The organism is Nocardia sp. Root136, assembly GCF_001427185.1.
Classification (GTDB): Bacteria; Actinomycetota; Actinomycetes; order Mycobacteriales; family Mycobacteriaceae; genus Nocardia; species Nocardia salmonicida.
Genome location: NZ_LMFE01000001.1, coordinates 2,343,042 through 2,357,942, shown reverse-complemented (window position 1 = coordinate 2,357,942; position 14,901 = coordinate 2,343,042). Strand labels below are relative to the sequence as shown.

The window sequence follows — 14,901 nt, the reverse complement described above, 5'->3', positions numbered from 1 at the left end:
ACGTAAGCTGTGGAATATGACCTCGGCAATCCCCTTGAACGTCGGTATCACGCGCTCCGCGGGCGCGAAGGCTGCCGGTGGCAAGCGCGTGCTGCTGGCCGAGCCGCGCGGCTACTGCGCAGGCGTCGACCGCGCCGTCGAGACCGTGGAGAAGGCTCTCGAGAAACACGGCGCCCCGATCTATGTGCGCAAGGAGATCGTGCACAACCGCCACGTCGTGGAAACGCTACGTGAGCAGGGCGTGATCTTCGTCGACGAGACCGACGAGGTGCCGGAGGGCGCGCTGGTCGTGTTCTCCGCGCACGGTGTCGCGCCGATCGTGCACGAGACCGCCGCGCAGCGGAACCTGCGCACCATCGACGCCACCTGCCCGCTGGTCACCAAGGTGCACCAGGAAGCCAAGCGCTTCGCCCGCGACGACTTCGACATCCTGCTGATCGGCCACGAAGGCCACGAGGAAGTCGAAGGCACCGCCGGAGAGGCGCCCGAGCACGTGCAACTGGTCGACGGGCCCGACTCGGTGGACAAGGTGACGGTGCGCGACCCGTCGAAGGTGATCTGGCTGTCGCAGACCACGCTCTCGGTCGACGAGACCATGGAGACCGTCGAGCGGCTGCGTGAACGCTTCCCGACGCTGCAGGACCCGCCCAGCGACGACATCTGCTACGCCACCTCCAACCGCCAGACCGCGGTCAAGGCGATGGCGCCCGAATGCGATCTGGTGATCGTGGTCGGTTCGCGCAACTCGTCGAACTCGGTGCGACTGGTCGAGGTGGCGCTCGGCGCGGGTGCGACCGCGGCCTATCTGGTCGACTACGCGCGCGAGGTCGATCTGGCCTGGCTCGAGGGCGTGCAGACCATCGGCATCACCTCCGGTGCTTCGGTGCCGGAGATCCTGGTGACCGGGGTGCTCGACCTGCTGGCCGAGCACGGCTTCGGCGAGGTGCAGCCGGTGACCACAGCCAACGAAACCCTGGTCTTCTCCCTCCCCCGCGAACTCCGGCCTGCCCGCCTCCCCGCGACTTAAAGCCAGACTTGGGGCGGGGACGGTTGCGTTGGCGGCCAGACGGTGATTGTGGGCTGGTTAGCCCGTAGCCGGTGAGTTACCCATGTTCTTGCTGGATCTGTGAGCTCTTAAAAGAAGATCCCCGCCGTTTGTACGGCGGGGATCTCTTTGTTTTCAGACGTTGTCTGGGCGGCGGCGTTCTGTGCGGGTGGAGTCGGCTCGGTCGCGGTAGCGCACGTTCGGCTGCGGGTGCGGGGGTGCTTCGCCGCGGCGGCGCGGGACTCGGGAGGGTTCGGGTTCGCGCGGCGGGGCGGCGGCGCGGGCGGCGCGGGGTTCGCCACGGGCGGCGCGGGGCTCGCGAGGCTCGCGGGGCCTGGCGGCGGCGGGGGCGCGTTTGGGTTCGGTGGGCCTAGCCGGGCGGCGAGCCGGGCTCGCCATGTCGACCTCGGTGTCGGGCTCGTCCAGGACCGCGGTGCCGCGGCGCGGTCGCTTGCGGGCGGCAGTGGCCAGGTCGGGGGTCGGTTCGGGGCGACGGCGCTTGACCGGCTTGCGTTCGGTCTTGCGCTCCGGGGTGGGGCGAGCCGTCTGGGGCGCGCGCTTGGCGATCGCGATCCTGGCGCCGCCGATCGCCAGTACCAGCACGGTCGCCAGCGCCATCGTCGGGAAGCGCTCCACCAGCGGGATGATCAGGTTCATCAGAACGTCTTTGATCGAGGTGGTGGCACGCCCACCCAGCATCTGGCAGGCCAGCGGCACTGCGACGAACAGCAGCAGCGGCGGCATCACCATGGTGGAGAACAGACCGCGGAAGCGCACCGCGCAGACGGCGAGCACGCAGCCGAGCACATACAGCGCCGAGAACGTGCCCGTCGGATACGTCTCTCCGCCGAGACCGTCGATCAAGAACCCGAGACCCGTCGCACCCGCGGCGAGCAGAATCGCGGCCCAGGCGGGGATGCCGGGTACCGAGGGCACGATCGAACGTTGCGGCGCGGGCACCCGGGGTCGCGCACGTTGGGAAGCAGCCACACTATGACACTAACTGCACATCGCCCCCGTAGGCGCCACGGCACGAGGATCTCAGATGCGATCCTCGGCGTCGGCGAACGCGACGACCCGCGGTCGGGTCTCGGTGAGCCGGATTGCCGGGAGCTCCTGATCGGCGATGCCGAGATCGTGCATCCGGCGTGCGGTGACCATCACCCGCGACTCCACCGAGCCTACTGTCGCGTTGAAAGCCGCTACGGCCTTACCGAGATTCACGCCCAGATTGTCCAGATGTTCGGCGACTTTACCCAGCCGGGTGTAGAGCTCCTTACCCAGTTGCTGCACCGTTGCCATATCGCGCGAGAGCGCTTCCTGCCGCCAACTGAACGCCACCGTTCGTAGCAGCGCGATCAATGTAGTGGGGGTTGCCAGAATCACGTTCCGGCCGAACGCGTACTCCAGAAGGTCGGCATCGGTGGTGAGCGCGGCGTCGAGGAACGGGTCGCCGGGCACGAACAACACGACGAACTCCGGTGCCGGATCGAAGGCCGCCCAGTACGCCTTGTCGGCCAGTTGGTCGACGTGGGCGCGCAGGTGCTTGGCGTGGCGGGCCAGTAATTGCGTGCGTTGGCTGGGATCGTCGGTGGTCGCCGCGTCCAGATAGGCCGAGAACGGCACCTTCGCGTCGACGACGATGTGTCTGCCGCCGGCCAGCCGCACCACCATGTCGGGACGCACCACGCCGCGATCGTCGCCGCCGGGCCGACTCACCTGGGTGTCGAAATCGCAGTGCCGGGTCATCCCGGCCAGTTCGACGACTCGTTCCAGCTGGATCTCGCCCCACCGGCCGCGCACCTGCGGCGCGCGCAGCGCCGCGACCAGCTGACCGGTTTGATCGGAGAGCCGATGCGAGGTGCGTTGCATGCCCGCGACCTGCTCGCGCAATCCCGAATACGCGTCGATCCGATGGTGCTCGACCTGTCGGATCTGCTGCTCCAATGCTCCGACCGCGTCGCGCAGCGGATCGACCATCGCGCCGATCGCGGCCGAATGCCTGCGCGCCGCATCCTCATTGGCCGAGTGCAGCGACTGCTGCAGCAACCGTTGATTGTCCCCGGCCGCGGCGAGCCGGGCTTCCGCGGTGGCGGCGCGCTGCCCACCACGGGCGGAATGCCCCAACCAGCCGAGACCGAAGCCTGCGGCGAAGACGAAGACGAGCGCGACGAGCATCGAAGCGGTCATGTCGGCGATACTGCCCGAGGCCACCGACAAAGTCGCAATTCCCCGGCAAACCGGGGACGGTCGTGGCGCACTCGCCAGGCCGTCACGGCGGCGGGTGCGCCGCGCTGTGCGGCACGCCGGTGAATTACACGCGTGTGGTGCGTCGATTGAATTCTGTCGGGGGTGTGCCCTACGGTTCGCGACATGCGGATCCTGCACACCTCCGACTGGCACATCGGGCGCACCTTTCACGGTGTCGACCTGCTGGCCGATCAGGCACGGGTGCTGACTGCCGTCGCGGAGCTGGTCGCGGCCGAATCGGTCGACGTGGTGGTGGTGCCCGGCGATATCTACGACCGCTCCATCCCCAACGCCGACGCCATCGGGGTCTGCAATCGCGGATTCGAGGCGATCCGAGCGGCGGGCGCGACGATCGTCGCCACCTCGGGCAATCACGATTCGCCCGCCCGACTCGGCGCGGGTGCCAGCTTCGCCGCGGCCGGTGGCCTGCATCTGTGCACGCGGGTCGCCGACGCGGACCAGCCGATCGTACTCTCCGATGACGACGGTGACGTGGCGTTCTACGGCATCCCGTATCTGGAACCGGAGATCACCCGCGCCGAACTGGGTGTACCGCAGGCGCATTCGCACGCGGAGATCCTCGATGCCGCGATGGAGCGGATTCGCGCCGATATCGCCGCCAGGTCCGGCACTCGCACGGTGGTGCTGGCGCACGCCTTCGTGGTCGGCGGGGAAGCGACGGGATCGGAGCGGTCCATCTCGGTGGGCGGTGTGGAGACGGTCTCGATGTCGGCCTTCGACGGCATCGACTATGTGGCGCTGGGACACCTGCATTCGCCGCAGACGCTGTCGGAGTCGGTGCGCTACAGCGGATCGCCGCTGCCGTATTCGTTCGGTGAGAGTTCGCACCGCAAAGCGGTGTGGATCGTCGACCTCGACGCCGAGGGGCTCGCCGCGGTGCGTCGCCACGATCTGCCGCTGGTACGCGGGCTCAGCAGGCTCACCGGCACCCTCGAATCCCTGCTCACCGATACCGAATACGCCGCGGCCGAGGACCATTACGTGTCGGCCACGCTCACCGACACCACCCGTCCGGTGGACCCGATGCGTAAACTGCGCGGGCGATTCCCGCACGCGGTGCACGTGGAATGGGCGCGCCCGGAAGGTAATCCGGAGTTGCACTACCGCGAGCGGGTGCACGGTCGTCGCGACGCGGAGGTCGCGGCGAGCTTCCTGACCGACGTGCGTGGCACACCGAGCAAGGGGGAGATGGCATGGGTGGAGCGCGCGCTGGCCGCCGCGGTCAGCGAAAACGACTCGGTCCGTGCCGAATCCGGCCAGTCGCCGGTTGCGTCGGAGCTGACTGCGTGAGCCCACGCGTCGCGTTCGCAGTGGCGACTGTCGCCGGTGGTGGCATCGCGTGAGGCTGCACCGGCTCGAACTCACCGCGTTCGGCCCGTTCGCCGAGACCACTGTCGTCGATTTCGACGCGCTCGGCGCCGACGGGCTGTTCCTGCTGCACGGGCATACGGGCGCGGGCAAGACGACGATCCTCGACGCCATCGCCTTCGCCCTCTACGGCAAGGTGCCCGGTGCGCGCGGCGAGAGCAAACGCCTGCACTCCGATCACGCCGATCCGCAGACGCCGCCGAGCGTGGTACTGGAAGCCACGCTCGGCGGCCGTCTCCTTCGCCTGACCCGCTCACCCGAATTCGAGCGCCCGAAGAAGACCGGCACCGGTACCCGGCTCCTGCAACCCCAGGCCACGCTCACCTGGCTCGACGGCAGCGGTGAGAACCTCTCGCGCATCACCGATATCGGCGACGAGGTCCTGCGCCTGCTCGGTATGAGCGCCGACCAGTTCTTCCAAGTGGTGCTGCTCCCGCAGGGCGACTTCGCCAAATTCTTGCGCGCCGAGAACGAGGACCGCGAGAAGCTGCTCGAAAAGCTCTTCGACACCCAACGTTTCGGGACGGCCGAACAGTGGCTGTCCGATCGCCGCCGCGCCGCCGCGGGCGACCTGGATTCCCGCAAACAGGGCATCGACCGCCTGATCACCAAGGTCGGTATGGCCGGGGGCTACGGCGGCGCGGAATCGGTCGGTGTACTCGACGCGGTGACCTGGTCGCAGGAGCTACTCGCCACCGCGCGCACCGCACTCGCCGAGGCGACCACGAATGCCGAACTGCGCCAGAAAGAATCGTCGCGGGCCCGCGCCGAAGCCGAAGAACAACGTCGCGTCGCCGGGCTGCACGCCCGCATGGCGGCAGCCCGCACCGAACTGGACACCTACACCGCATCTTCCCCCCGCCGCACCGAGCTCGAACACGAACTGGTCAAGGCCCGCCGCGCCGAGCCCGTCGTCCACGCCATCGACGAGGCTCGCTCCGCGGTCCGCACCCTGCGCCGTGCGGAGACCGCGACCCGTAGCGCCACTGGCGAACTGGCCGACCAACTGCGGGCACCCGCAGCCGCCGACATCGCGGGAGTAGACCGGCTGACCGTGGTGACGGATGAGCCGGTCGATGGACGCGCCGCCACACCGGAGGGTGGGCGGCCCGACTATGGCACGTCAGCGGACCTGCCGTCCGGCGGTCCACTCGGCGCGGGTCATCAGGGACGCGGGCCGGTCCATGGCGGGGATGCGGGCGCCGGTGTCGGTGATGTCCGGGGCGACCTCGATGCCGCCATCAGTCAGTGGAACGCGCTGCTCGGTGTGCTCGGTGAGGTTCGCGCTGATGTGGTGACCGCGCGTCAGCTCACCGCGGATCTCGCCGCGCACGAGGGGGAAGCCGGTCGGCTCACGCAGCGTTCGGGGGAGCTGGCGCAGCGGCGGCTCGAACTGCCGGCGGCGATCGGCTCGGTCCAAGAGCAATTGCGTGAGGCCACCGACGCGGCCGCCGCGTTGCCCGGGCTTCGCAACGAGTTGAGCAAGTGGCAGGACTCGGCAGCGGCCGCTGTCGACATCGCGCGTCGCCGACCAGCTTTGGACACAGCGCGGACCGAACACGATGCCGCCTGGCGCGCTCACCTCGAAGCCAAGGAACGGGTCCTCGATCTGCGGGCCCGCCGCCTCGCGGGCATGGCCGCCGAGCTCGCGGGCGCGCTCACCGACGGTGCGCCGTGCACGGTCTGCGGTTCTGCCGAGCATCCTGAACCGGCGCGGCCCACCGACGACGCGGTATCCAAGGACGCCGAGGACGCCGCGCACACCGCCGAACAGTCCGCCGAGGCCGCGCGGGATCGCATCGCCGATCGCATCAGCGTCATCGAACGCGAGATCGAGGCGCTGACCGCCCGCGGTGGCGACGCGGACCCCGTCGCCCTCGCCGACGCGGTCCGCACCGCCACTCACCGCTTCGACGACACCGCCGAAGCCGCCGAGCGTGGCCCCGCCCTGACCAGCCGCCTCGAGGCCCTGCGCACCGAGGAAACCGCCCTCCACGACCGGTCTCGCGAGCTCGACGCCCGCATCGGCACCATCACCGCCAACATCACCACCACCCGCAACCGCCTCGACGAACTCACCGCGCGGCTGCGCACCGCCGCGGGCGCCGACAACACCGTCGACGCCCGCACCGCCCGCCTCGAATCGCTCATCACCGCGGCCACCATGCTCCGCACTGCCCGCACCGAGGAATCCACCGCTCGCGACGCCGTCCGCACCATTGCCGCCCGCGTGGAAAACCTTTCCCGCACAGCCGGTCTCGTGCCGGAAGGCTACGAGGACCGCGGGCCGTCGGAGGCACTCGATTCACCAGTCGCTCCCACCAGCCGAACTGCGGGTGACGATGTCGACGCCGAGCTCGACACTGACGAGCAGGCGACCGGGAGCCCCGCGCGAGCGATCCGTGCCGAGCCCGACATGCCCAGCCTGTTCGACCTGTTCGACGAAGGTCCCCCGGATGAAGAACCCGCCGACGAAGCCTCGGCCGTCGAGCCGGCAGCGCCGCGTGACGATATCGCTCTCCTGACCGCCTATGCCCAGGTCGTCACCGCCGTCGCGCGGACCGCGCGGCAGCAGGCCGCGATCGAAGCTGAACTCACCGCCGCGGACCGGGCCCGTGCGCATGCCGAGGCGGTGCTCGCGGAACCGCAGATCCAGGCCGTCGCCGAACAGACCCCGGGCGACTTGAACACCCTCGAGCAGCGCTTCACCGAAGCTCAGAGCGCGCTCACCGCGGCGGTGGCAACCCAGTCGGCGGCCACCGAGCGGGTGGCCCAGCTCGAGCAGCTGGGGACGCAGCTGTGGGGAGAGGTCGAGCGGATCGCGCCCAAGCAGCGTGATTTCGACGAACTGGCTGCCCTGGCGGAAGTGGTGGCGGGTCGCGGCGAGAACAACCGGCGAATGTCGTTGCGCTCCTATGTCCTCGCGGCTCGGCTCGAAGAGGTCGCGGTGGCGGGGTCACTGCGGCTACGCCGAATGTCGGGCGGCCGTTACGAATTCGTCCACTCCGACAAGGCGGGTCCCCGGGGCAGACGAGGCGGTCTCGGCCTCGACGTCCGCGACGACTACACCGGCGTCGTCCGCTCCGCGAAGACCCTGTCCGGCGGTGAAACCTTCATGGCCTCACTGGCCTTGGCGCTCGGACTCGCCGACGTGGTCGCCGCCGAGTCCGGCGGCCTGGTCCTCGACACCCTGTTCATCGACGAAGGCTTCGGCAGCCTCGACGCCGATACCCTCGACGCCGTCATGGGCGTTCTCGACGAACTCCGCGCGAACGGCCGCGTGGTCGGCGTCGTCAGCCACGTGGACGAAATGCGCCAGCGCATCCCCACACGCCTGCATGTCCTGCGCGGTCGCACGGGTTCGCACCTCGAGGCCACGGTCGTCTAATCATCCGGACGAGCCCGACGAAGCGATCAGCACGGCGCGGCCGGGGCTTGCGGACGCTCCACAGGCAGCTCAGCTTCCCGGCGAACGATCGGTGTGAATCCGGGAAGACGGCCGTCGACGAGCGGGATCATCAGCTGGACCAGCGGCCCGATCCCGAACGCGTAGACCAGCGTGCCGATCCCCACGCTGCCGCCGAGGAACCAGCCGGTGGTCAGCACCGAGACTTCGATGCCGGTCCGAACAGACCAGACCGGCCAGCCGGTTCGGCCGACCAGTCCAGTCATCAGTCCATCGCGCGGTCCCGGACCCATGCCCGCACCGATATAGAGCACCGTCGCCGCGGCGTTCACCACCACCGCGGCAACCATGGCCATAACCCGCAACCACAGCGCGTCCACGGCCGGAATCAACCACAAACCGACGTCGACCGCGATCGCGATCACCACCACATTGCTGATGGTCCCGAGCCCCGGCCGCTGTCGTAGCGGGATCCAGGCGAGCAGCACAGCGATCCCGGTCAGCGCGGTCACCGCCCCGAAACTCAACGGCACATGCGCGGCGACCCCCTGATGGAACACATCCCACGGGTCGAGCCCGAGTCCCGCCCGGATCATCACTGCCATCGATGTCCCGTACAACCACAAACCGACGTAGAGCGCGACCAGGCGACGAGTGAGCATAGGTAATAGAATCCCGCCGACTGGACCTAGAAAAAAGAGCCAATCTGGGATAGCTGGACTGATCTGTCATCGAGAACCGTCACACCGCTCCGGCACTGTCGCCTACTCAGCTCTCGTGCGCGAGCAACCAGGCCTTGGCTTCCAGCCCCCACCGGAAGCCGCCGAGCGCGCCGCCGATCCGCAGCACGCGATGACACGGCACGAACAGCGCGGCGGAGTTGCGCGCGCAGGCATTGGCCGCTGCCCGCGTGGCCGCCGGACGCCCGGAGAGTCCGGCGAACTCGGTATAGGTCACCGGCTCGCCCGCTGGCACCTTGCGCAGGACTTCCCAGGCGTGGACCAGGAACTCGCCCGACTGTTGGCGCACGGGAACCGCGTCGATCGCCGTGAGATCGCCCGCGTGATAGTCGACGACGGCCTGGGTGACCGCGCCGAGTGAATCTCGCTGCCGCAGTTCGGCCGGGCGCAAGGTGGCGTGGATGAGGCCGGTCAGTGTGGCCGCGTCTCCGGTCCAGCCCGAGGCGAGTACGGCGCCGTCGGTGTCGACGACGGTGGTGAACGGGCCGATCGGCGTGGTGACCGTCGCGACATCGGCGAGACGAAGAGCAGTGTCAGTCATGGTGTTTCGCTTCCTGGAAAGAAGGTTCACGGACAAGCGCGCCACGATGTTCGAGCGCGGTCTTCCACAAGTGCATGGACAGATAGGAGCGCCACGGCGCCCAGTGGGTGGTGTCGTCGAGATCGATTCCCGCTCGCTCCGCGCCCTGGCGAACCACCAGGTCGGTGTCGAGCAGGATGTCGGGATCGGCCAGCGACCGCATGGTGACGTAGTCGGCCGTCCATGGCCCGACCCCGTCGAGCGCGAGCAGGTCGTGCCGCAGGTCAGCGGCAGTGCGACCGGAATGCAGGACCAGTTCGCCGTCGGCGATCGCTCGTGCCGCGGCAACGATGGCGTTAACCCTGCGCACGGGCCCGGTCAACACCTCGGCGCCGCGCTCGGCGACCGCTTCGGCCGTCGGAAACAGTCGAGGCACCGGCCCGTCGATCCGCTCGCCGAGCGCATCCACCAGCCGCGCGGTATGCGTCCCCGCCGCCCGCACCGAGATCTGTTGCCCGATCATGGTGCGCAACAACAACTCCGAGCCATCGAGGCACCCCGGTACGCGGATTCCCGATGTGAACCCGTGCCCCGTGACGGCCTCACCCGATTCACTGGAACCGATCCCGAGCGCACCGTCGATCCCCAGCGGATCCGCGTCCAGATCGAGCAGATGCCGCACCCGGGCCACGGTCGGCGCCAGATCGCGCATATCCCGCAGCGCCAACTCGGCCCGCACATGCCCCGGCTGAAACGACAGCCGAATTGTCGCGTGGCCGTGCGGAGTACGCAGGCTGCGCGTGTACACGCCGTCCTCCCACAGCTCCATCCCCGGCACCGCGTGTGACGAGAGGAACCAGGCCAGCCAGCCGGTATCGAGCGGCTCGCGATACGGCAGTCGCAATGTCAGCAGACCCGGCGTGCCCGGTGCGACGACATCGGCGCGTGGCGATCGGCGCAACTCGGTCCGCATCGTCGTCGGACTCACCGCGAACACCTCGCGCACGGTGTCGTTGAACTGCCGAATACTGGCGAATCCGGCCGCGAACGCGATATCCGACATCGGCATCTCGGTGGTCTGGATGAGCAGCCGCGCGGTGTGCGCGCGATGTGCCCTGGCCAGCGCGAGCGGGCCGGCTCCGAGTTCGGTGGTGAGCACCCGCGTGAGCTGACGCTGCGAATAACCGAGGGTGGCGGCCAGCCCTGGCACCCCACCCCGCTCGATCATCCCGTCACCGATCAACCGCATGGCCCGCGCGGCCAGGTCGGCGCGCACATTCCACAGCGGTGAACCGGGCGCGGCATCGGGCAGGCACCGACGGCAGGCGCGATAACCGGCCTGCTGCGCCGCCGCCGCGGTGGGCAGGAACGACACATTGGCCCGCTTGGGGGTGATCGCCGGGCACGAGGGCCTGCAGTAGATGCCGGTCGTGCGCACCGCGGTGAAGAACTGCCCGTCGAAGCGGGAGTCGCGGGTGGAGACCGCCCGGTAGCAGCCCTCGAAGTCCAAAGCAGTGATGGTCACGAGTTCCACAATGGCACCCGTCCCGGCGAGGTGCTAGCGGAAATCGGCCACCGATCCCTCAGGGGCGTGAACCCGGATCAGCAGCAGCGATTGGTCGGATTCCGCTCGGCCTCGGCATAGCGTTCGCGCCAGTAGTCGCGCACCGACGGCACCGGAGCCGCCGGATGATTACGGCGCAGGTGCTCGACGTAGCGCTCGTAATCCTGGCCGCCGTTGATCGCGCTGTACCAGCGGGCGATGCCACGCAAGGCCGCCCAGACTCGCCGAAGAATCTCTCGAGGCCCACCGAGACCGCCGGCGACAACCGCAGGGGCACGGACGGCCGATCCACTGAATCGGCCGTCCGCGTCCCTGACCACACTCACGAGACGTGCGCCGATCCGGGCGCGCTCACCTTGCCCTCGGCGATCAACGCGTCCCACTCCTTCTGCACGTTCTTCTCCGTGGCCGTGGCGACGAAACCGCTGGGGGCGAAGATCTTCGACGGCTGCTCCTCGGACTCGGTGCTGGTCACCGTGCCCGTGCGGATCGCCTTCGCGCACACCAGCACACCGATGACGGTGACGATCAGCACCAGCACCGCGAACACGATCGACAGCGTGCCCTGGATGAAGGTGTTGCGGATCGCGATGTCGACCTGCTCGGGCGTCTTCGCCGTCAGGCAGGCTTTGCCCGCGTCCTTGGCCGCCTCGCACAGGCTGTGCTGCTTCCAGTAACCGACCTTGGGATCGTCGGAGAAGATCTTCTGCCAGGACGCGGTCATCGTGACCACCAGATCCCACGCCAGCGGAACACCGGGAATCCACGCCCACTTCCACTGCCCGCGCTTGACGATGATCGTGAGCACCACGATCAGCGCGATCGCGGCGAGCAGCTGGTTGGCGATGCCGAACAGTGGATACAGCGCGTTGATGCCGCCGAACGGATCATTGACGCCCATCAGCAGCACCCCGCCCCAGCCCGCGACCACGATCAGCGAGCACAGCCAGGCGCCGATCCGCCACGACGGATCACGGAATTTCTTGAACCCGCCGCCGAAGTTGCCCAGCGCGTCCGAGACCAGGAAGCGCGCCACACGAGTGCCCGCGTCGATGGTGGTGAGGATGAACAGCGCTTCGAACATGATCGCGAAGTGGTACCAGAAGGCCTTCATCGTCGAGCCGCCGAGGAATTGCGAGAAGACATCGGAGATGCCGATCGCAAGGGTCGGTGCGCCACCGGTGCGCGAGACGATCGACTTCTCGCCCACATCGGCGGCCGCGTCGGTGAACAGTTCCGGCGTCGCGGGCGGGCCGGACAGGCCGAGCGAATTCGTGAACTTGGCAGCACCTTCGGCCGTGCCGCCGGTGAGTCCGGCCGAGGCGTTCATGCCGAAGTACAGGTGCTGGTCGATGATCGAGGCGGTGATGATCGCCATGATCGCCACGAACGACTCCATCAGCATGCCGCCGTAGCCGATCATCCTGGCGTTGGATTCCTTGGCCATCAGTTTCGGCGTCGTGCCGGAGGAGACCAGCGCGTGGAAACCCGAGAGCGCACCGCAGGCGATGGTGATGAACAGGAACGGGAACAGACTGCCCGCGAACGCGGGACCGGCGCCGGTGTGCGCGAATTCGGAGACGGCGGGCGCCTTCAGTACCGGCATCGTGATCAGGATGCCGACCGCGAGCAGCACGATCGTGCCGACCTTCATGAACGTCGACAGGTAGTCGCGCGGGGCGAGCAGCAGCCACACCGGCAGCACCGAGGCGATGAAGCCATAGGCGATCAGGCACCACGCGATGGTGGTGCGCGACAGGGTGAACCAGTCCGCGCCCCACTCGGTTTCGGATACCCAGCCGCCGCCGATGATCGCGGCCAGCAGCAACACGATGCCGATCGCGGAGACCTCGCCGACCGCACCCGGCCGCAGGTACCGCAGATAGATGCCCATGAACAGGGCGATCGGGACGGTCATCGCGATGGAGAACACACCCCACGGGCTCTCGCCGAGCGCGTTCACCACCACCAGCGCCAGCACCGCCAGCAGGATCGTCATGATCACCAGAATCGCCACGATCGCCGCGACACCACCGACGACGCCGAGCTCGTCACGCGCCATCTGGCCGAGGCTGCGGCCGCGTCGACGGGTCGAGGCCCACAGCACCAGGTAGTCCTGCACCGCGCCGGCGAACACCACGCCGACGACGATCCAGATGGTGCCGGGCAGATAACCCATCTGCGCGGCCAGCACCGGACCGACCAGCGGACCGGCGCCCGCGATGGCGGCGAAGTGGTGTCCGTAGAGCACCCGCCGGTCCATCGGCATGAAATCTTTGCCGTTGTCATAGATTTCGGCGGGCGTGGCCACGTCGTCGCGCGGCTTGGTGATCTTCCACTCGATGAACCGCGCGTAGAAGCGGTAGGCGATGATGTAGGTACAGACCGCCGCGATCACGATCCACACCGCGTTCACGGACTCGCCGCGCACGAACGCGATGATCGTCCACGCGACAGCGCCGAGTACGGCGATCCCCGCGAACACGGCCTTTTTGGCGGGCGTGATCGGCGTGCGATCGACGACACCGACCGGAGGCAAGTCCGGATCGGTCCGCAGATGTTCGATGGTCGCCATTGACTCAACTCTCCTGTATAACGCGCAGAGCCTCGGGTGAAGCAATCGACAACGTAGCTGATCGCAGAACTGCGACGGAGAGGTTCGCACACGATCGTGCGCAGAATGAAATTTTGTTCAGCTGGTCATTCGCCCCGGTAGGTTCCGAAGCTCCAGAGGTTGCCTTCCGGGTCGGCGGCACTGAAGCCACGGGAGCCGTAGTCCTCGTCGCGCAGGTCGCGGATGATCCTCGCGCCCGCGGCCTTCGCCCGGTCGTAGAGCGCGTCGGGCCCGTCGGTGACCAGGTAGAGATTGGCGACGCCCGGTGGGCGCGTGCCGAAGGGGCTGTCGTCGCGGCCGGTGGACCCGAACATGACGCCGCCGCCGCCCGGCCAGCGCAGTTCGCCGTGTTCGACGACGGAGTCGTCATTATCCCTGGCGTAGACCGCAGTTGCTTCGAAACCGAAAGCGGTGGTGAGGAATTCGACCATGGCGCGGGCGTCGTCGAAGGCGAGGCAGGGCCAGATGGTGTTCGGTGAAGTTTCCATGTGCTCAGCCTCTCGTTGGTCCGGCCTCCGGGTCTTGGACGGATGGAATCTCCTCGGCGAGCCAGGCGGTGGGGGCCACGCCGGCCAGTTCGGCGAAGTCGCGGTTCAGGTGAGCTTGGTCGTAGTAGCCGCAGGTGTTCGCGACCTGGGCGATGGAGATATAGGACGGGGTGCTCACCAGCATGCGCCTGGCGTGCTCGAACCGGATGATCCGCGCAGCCAGTTTCGGGCTCGCGCCGAATTCGGCGGTGAACTTGCGGGTCAGGTGTTGGCGGGTCCAACCGATCCGATCGGCGAGCGGGTTGATCGCATAGGTGCCGCCGGTCTCGACGAGAGCGCGCCAGGCCCAGGTCAATTCGGGACCGGCGAGAGTGTCGGTTCGCGCCGCCGCGGTCAGGGCTCGGTCGCACGCGGCGAATCGACTCGGCCAATCCTGGTGGGATTGCACGGCATCGGCGAGTTGGTCACCGAGAGTGCTTTGCGCTTGGGAACATTCGATCGAGGTGTCCCACAGTTCGCTCGCGGGCATGCCGAACAGCACCCGGCAACCCAGCGGGGTCAGTTCGATCGCCACACCTTCTTGAAAACCGGTGTGCGCGATCATCGCTGGGCTCGCCTGCAAGCCGCTCAGTACGCAGCGATAGCTGCCGGGGGATTGGTGCGGATCGGTTTGCTCGATGACATCGATGGTGGGGCCGATGGCGACGATGAACGTCATGTGCCGTGATGGCAGGCCGCGGTGCAAGCCGGGCTCGAAACCCGCGAGCCGATAGCCCACGTACCGGTCGATGAACGCTGCCAACACCGGCGCGGGGGCCGCGGTCACCACCTCCGTGGTCGCCTCCATAGGGCAACGCTACGCCGGGGGTGTGGGATTACCCACGC

12 protein-coding genes are annotated in these 14,901 nt (G+C 68.3%); 3 read left to right on the top strand and 9 right to left on the bottom strand.

Features of this window, described 5'->3' with window-relative positions; all coding sequences use genetic code 11:
• Window positions 1-16: 16 nt before the first annotated feature.
• The gene (locus ASD42_RS10920) at window positions 17-1,027 is read left to right on the top strand and encodes a 4-hydroxy-3-methylbut-2-enyl diphosphate reductase (RefSeq protein ID WP_056813574.1); all 1,011 of its coding nucleotides are present in this window, start codon (window positions 17-19) and stop codon (window positions 1,025-1,027) included.
• A 153-nt stretch (window positions 1,028-1,180) separates the two neighbouring features.
• Here the strand turns inward: ASD42_RS10920 and ASD42_RS10915 are convergent, their stop codons facing one another.
• Window positions 1,181-2,035: a DUF6542 domain-containing protein gene (locus tag ASD42_RS10915; protein WP_156677422.1), complete on the bottom strand. Its 855-nt coding sequence runs from the start codon at window positions 2,033-2,035 to the stop codon at window positions 1,181-1,183.
• 51 nt (window positions 2,036-2,086) lie between these two features.
• Window positions 2,087-3,235 carry a DNA recombination protein RmuC gene (locus ASD42_RS10910; protein WP_056816028.1) on the bottom strand — a complete coding sequence of 383 codons (1,149 nt, stop codon included), beginning with the start codon at window positions 3,233-3,235 and terminating at the stop codon, window positions 2,087-2,089.
• Between the two features lie 183 nt (window positions 3,236-3,418).
• Here ASD42_RS10910 and ASD42_RS10905 point away from each other — a divergent pair, with 183 nt between their 5' ends.
• Together ASD42_RS10905 and ASD42_RS10900 are read left to right on the top strand one after the other, a co-directional pair.
• The gene (locus tag ASD42_RS10905; protein WP_056813568.1) at window positions 3,419-4,606 is read left to right on the top strand and encodes an exonuclease SbcCD subunit D; all 1,188 of its coding nucleotides are present in this window, start codon (window positions 3,419-3,421) and stop codon (window positions 4,604-4,606) included.
• A 49-nt stretch (window positions 4,607-4,655) separates the two neighbouring features.
• Window positions 4,656-8,072 carry an AAA family ATPase gene (locus ASD42_RS10900; protein ID WP_056813565.1) on the top strand — a complete coding sequence of 1,139 codons (3,417 nt, stop codon included), beginning with the start codon at window positions 4,656-4,658 and terminating at the stop codon, window positions 8,070-8,072.
• A 26-nt stretch (window positions 8,073-8,098) separates the two neighbouring features.
• On the opposite strand, the gene yczE is transcribed toward ASD42_RS10900, so the two are convergent.
• From yczE to ASD42_RS10865, 7 genes are all read right to left on the bottom strand, one after another.
• Complete coding sequence (gene yczE / locus ASD42_RS10895; RefSeq protein WP_084787064.1) at window positions 8,099-8,752, bottom strand: membrane protein YczE; 654 nt, start codon at window positions 8,750-8,752, stop codon at window positions 8,099-8,101.
• Between the two features lie 106 nt (window positions 8,753-8,858).
• Window positions 8,859-9,371, bottom strand: a complete 513-nt coding sequence (locus ASD42_RS10890) for a methylated-DNA--[protein]-cysteine S-methyltransferase (RefSeq protein ID WP_056813561.1) — start codon at window positions 9,369-9,371, stop codon at window positions 8,859-8,861.
• Window positions 9,364-10,884: an Ada metal-binding domain-containing protein gene (locus ASD42_RS10885; protein ID WP_056813558.1), complete on the bottom strand. Its 1,521-nt coding sequence runs from the start codon at window positions 10,882-10,884 to the stop codon at window positions 9,364-9,366. Before ASD42_RS10885 ends, ASD42_RS10890 begins: the two co-directional genes overlap by 8 nt.
• 68 nt (window positions 10,885-10,952) lie before the next feature.
• Window positions 10,953-11,123, bottom strand: a complete 171-nt coding sequence (locus ASD42_RS34335) for a YbdD/YjiX family protein (protein ID WP_131816778.1) — start codon at window positions 11,121-11,123, stop codon at window positions 10,953-10,955.
• 113 nt (window positions 11,124-11,236) lie between these two features.
• Window positions 11,237-13,489 carry a carbon starvation CstA family protein gene (locus tag ASD42_RS10875; protein WP_056813555.1) on the bottom strand — a complete coding sequence of 751 codons (2,253 nt, stop codon included), beginning with the start codon at window positions 13,487-13,489 and terminating at the stop codon, window positions 11,237-11,239.
• Window positions 13,490-13,614: 125 nt separating this feature from the next.
• On the bottom strand, window positions 13,615-14,016 hold the full coding sequence (locus tag ASD42_RS10870) for a VOC family protein (protein WP_056813553.1): 402 nt from the start codon (window positions 14,014-14,016) through the stop codon (window positions 13,615-13,617).
• 4 nt (window positions 14,017-14,020) lie between these two features.
• On the bottom strand, window positions 14,021-14,863 hold the full coding sequence (locus tag ASD42_RS10865; protein WP_056813548.1) for an AraC family transcriptional regulator: 843 nt from the start codon (window positions 14,861-14,863) through the stop codon (window positions 14,021-14,023).
• Between the last annotated feature and the right edge of the window lie 38 nt (window positions 14,864-14,901).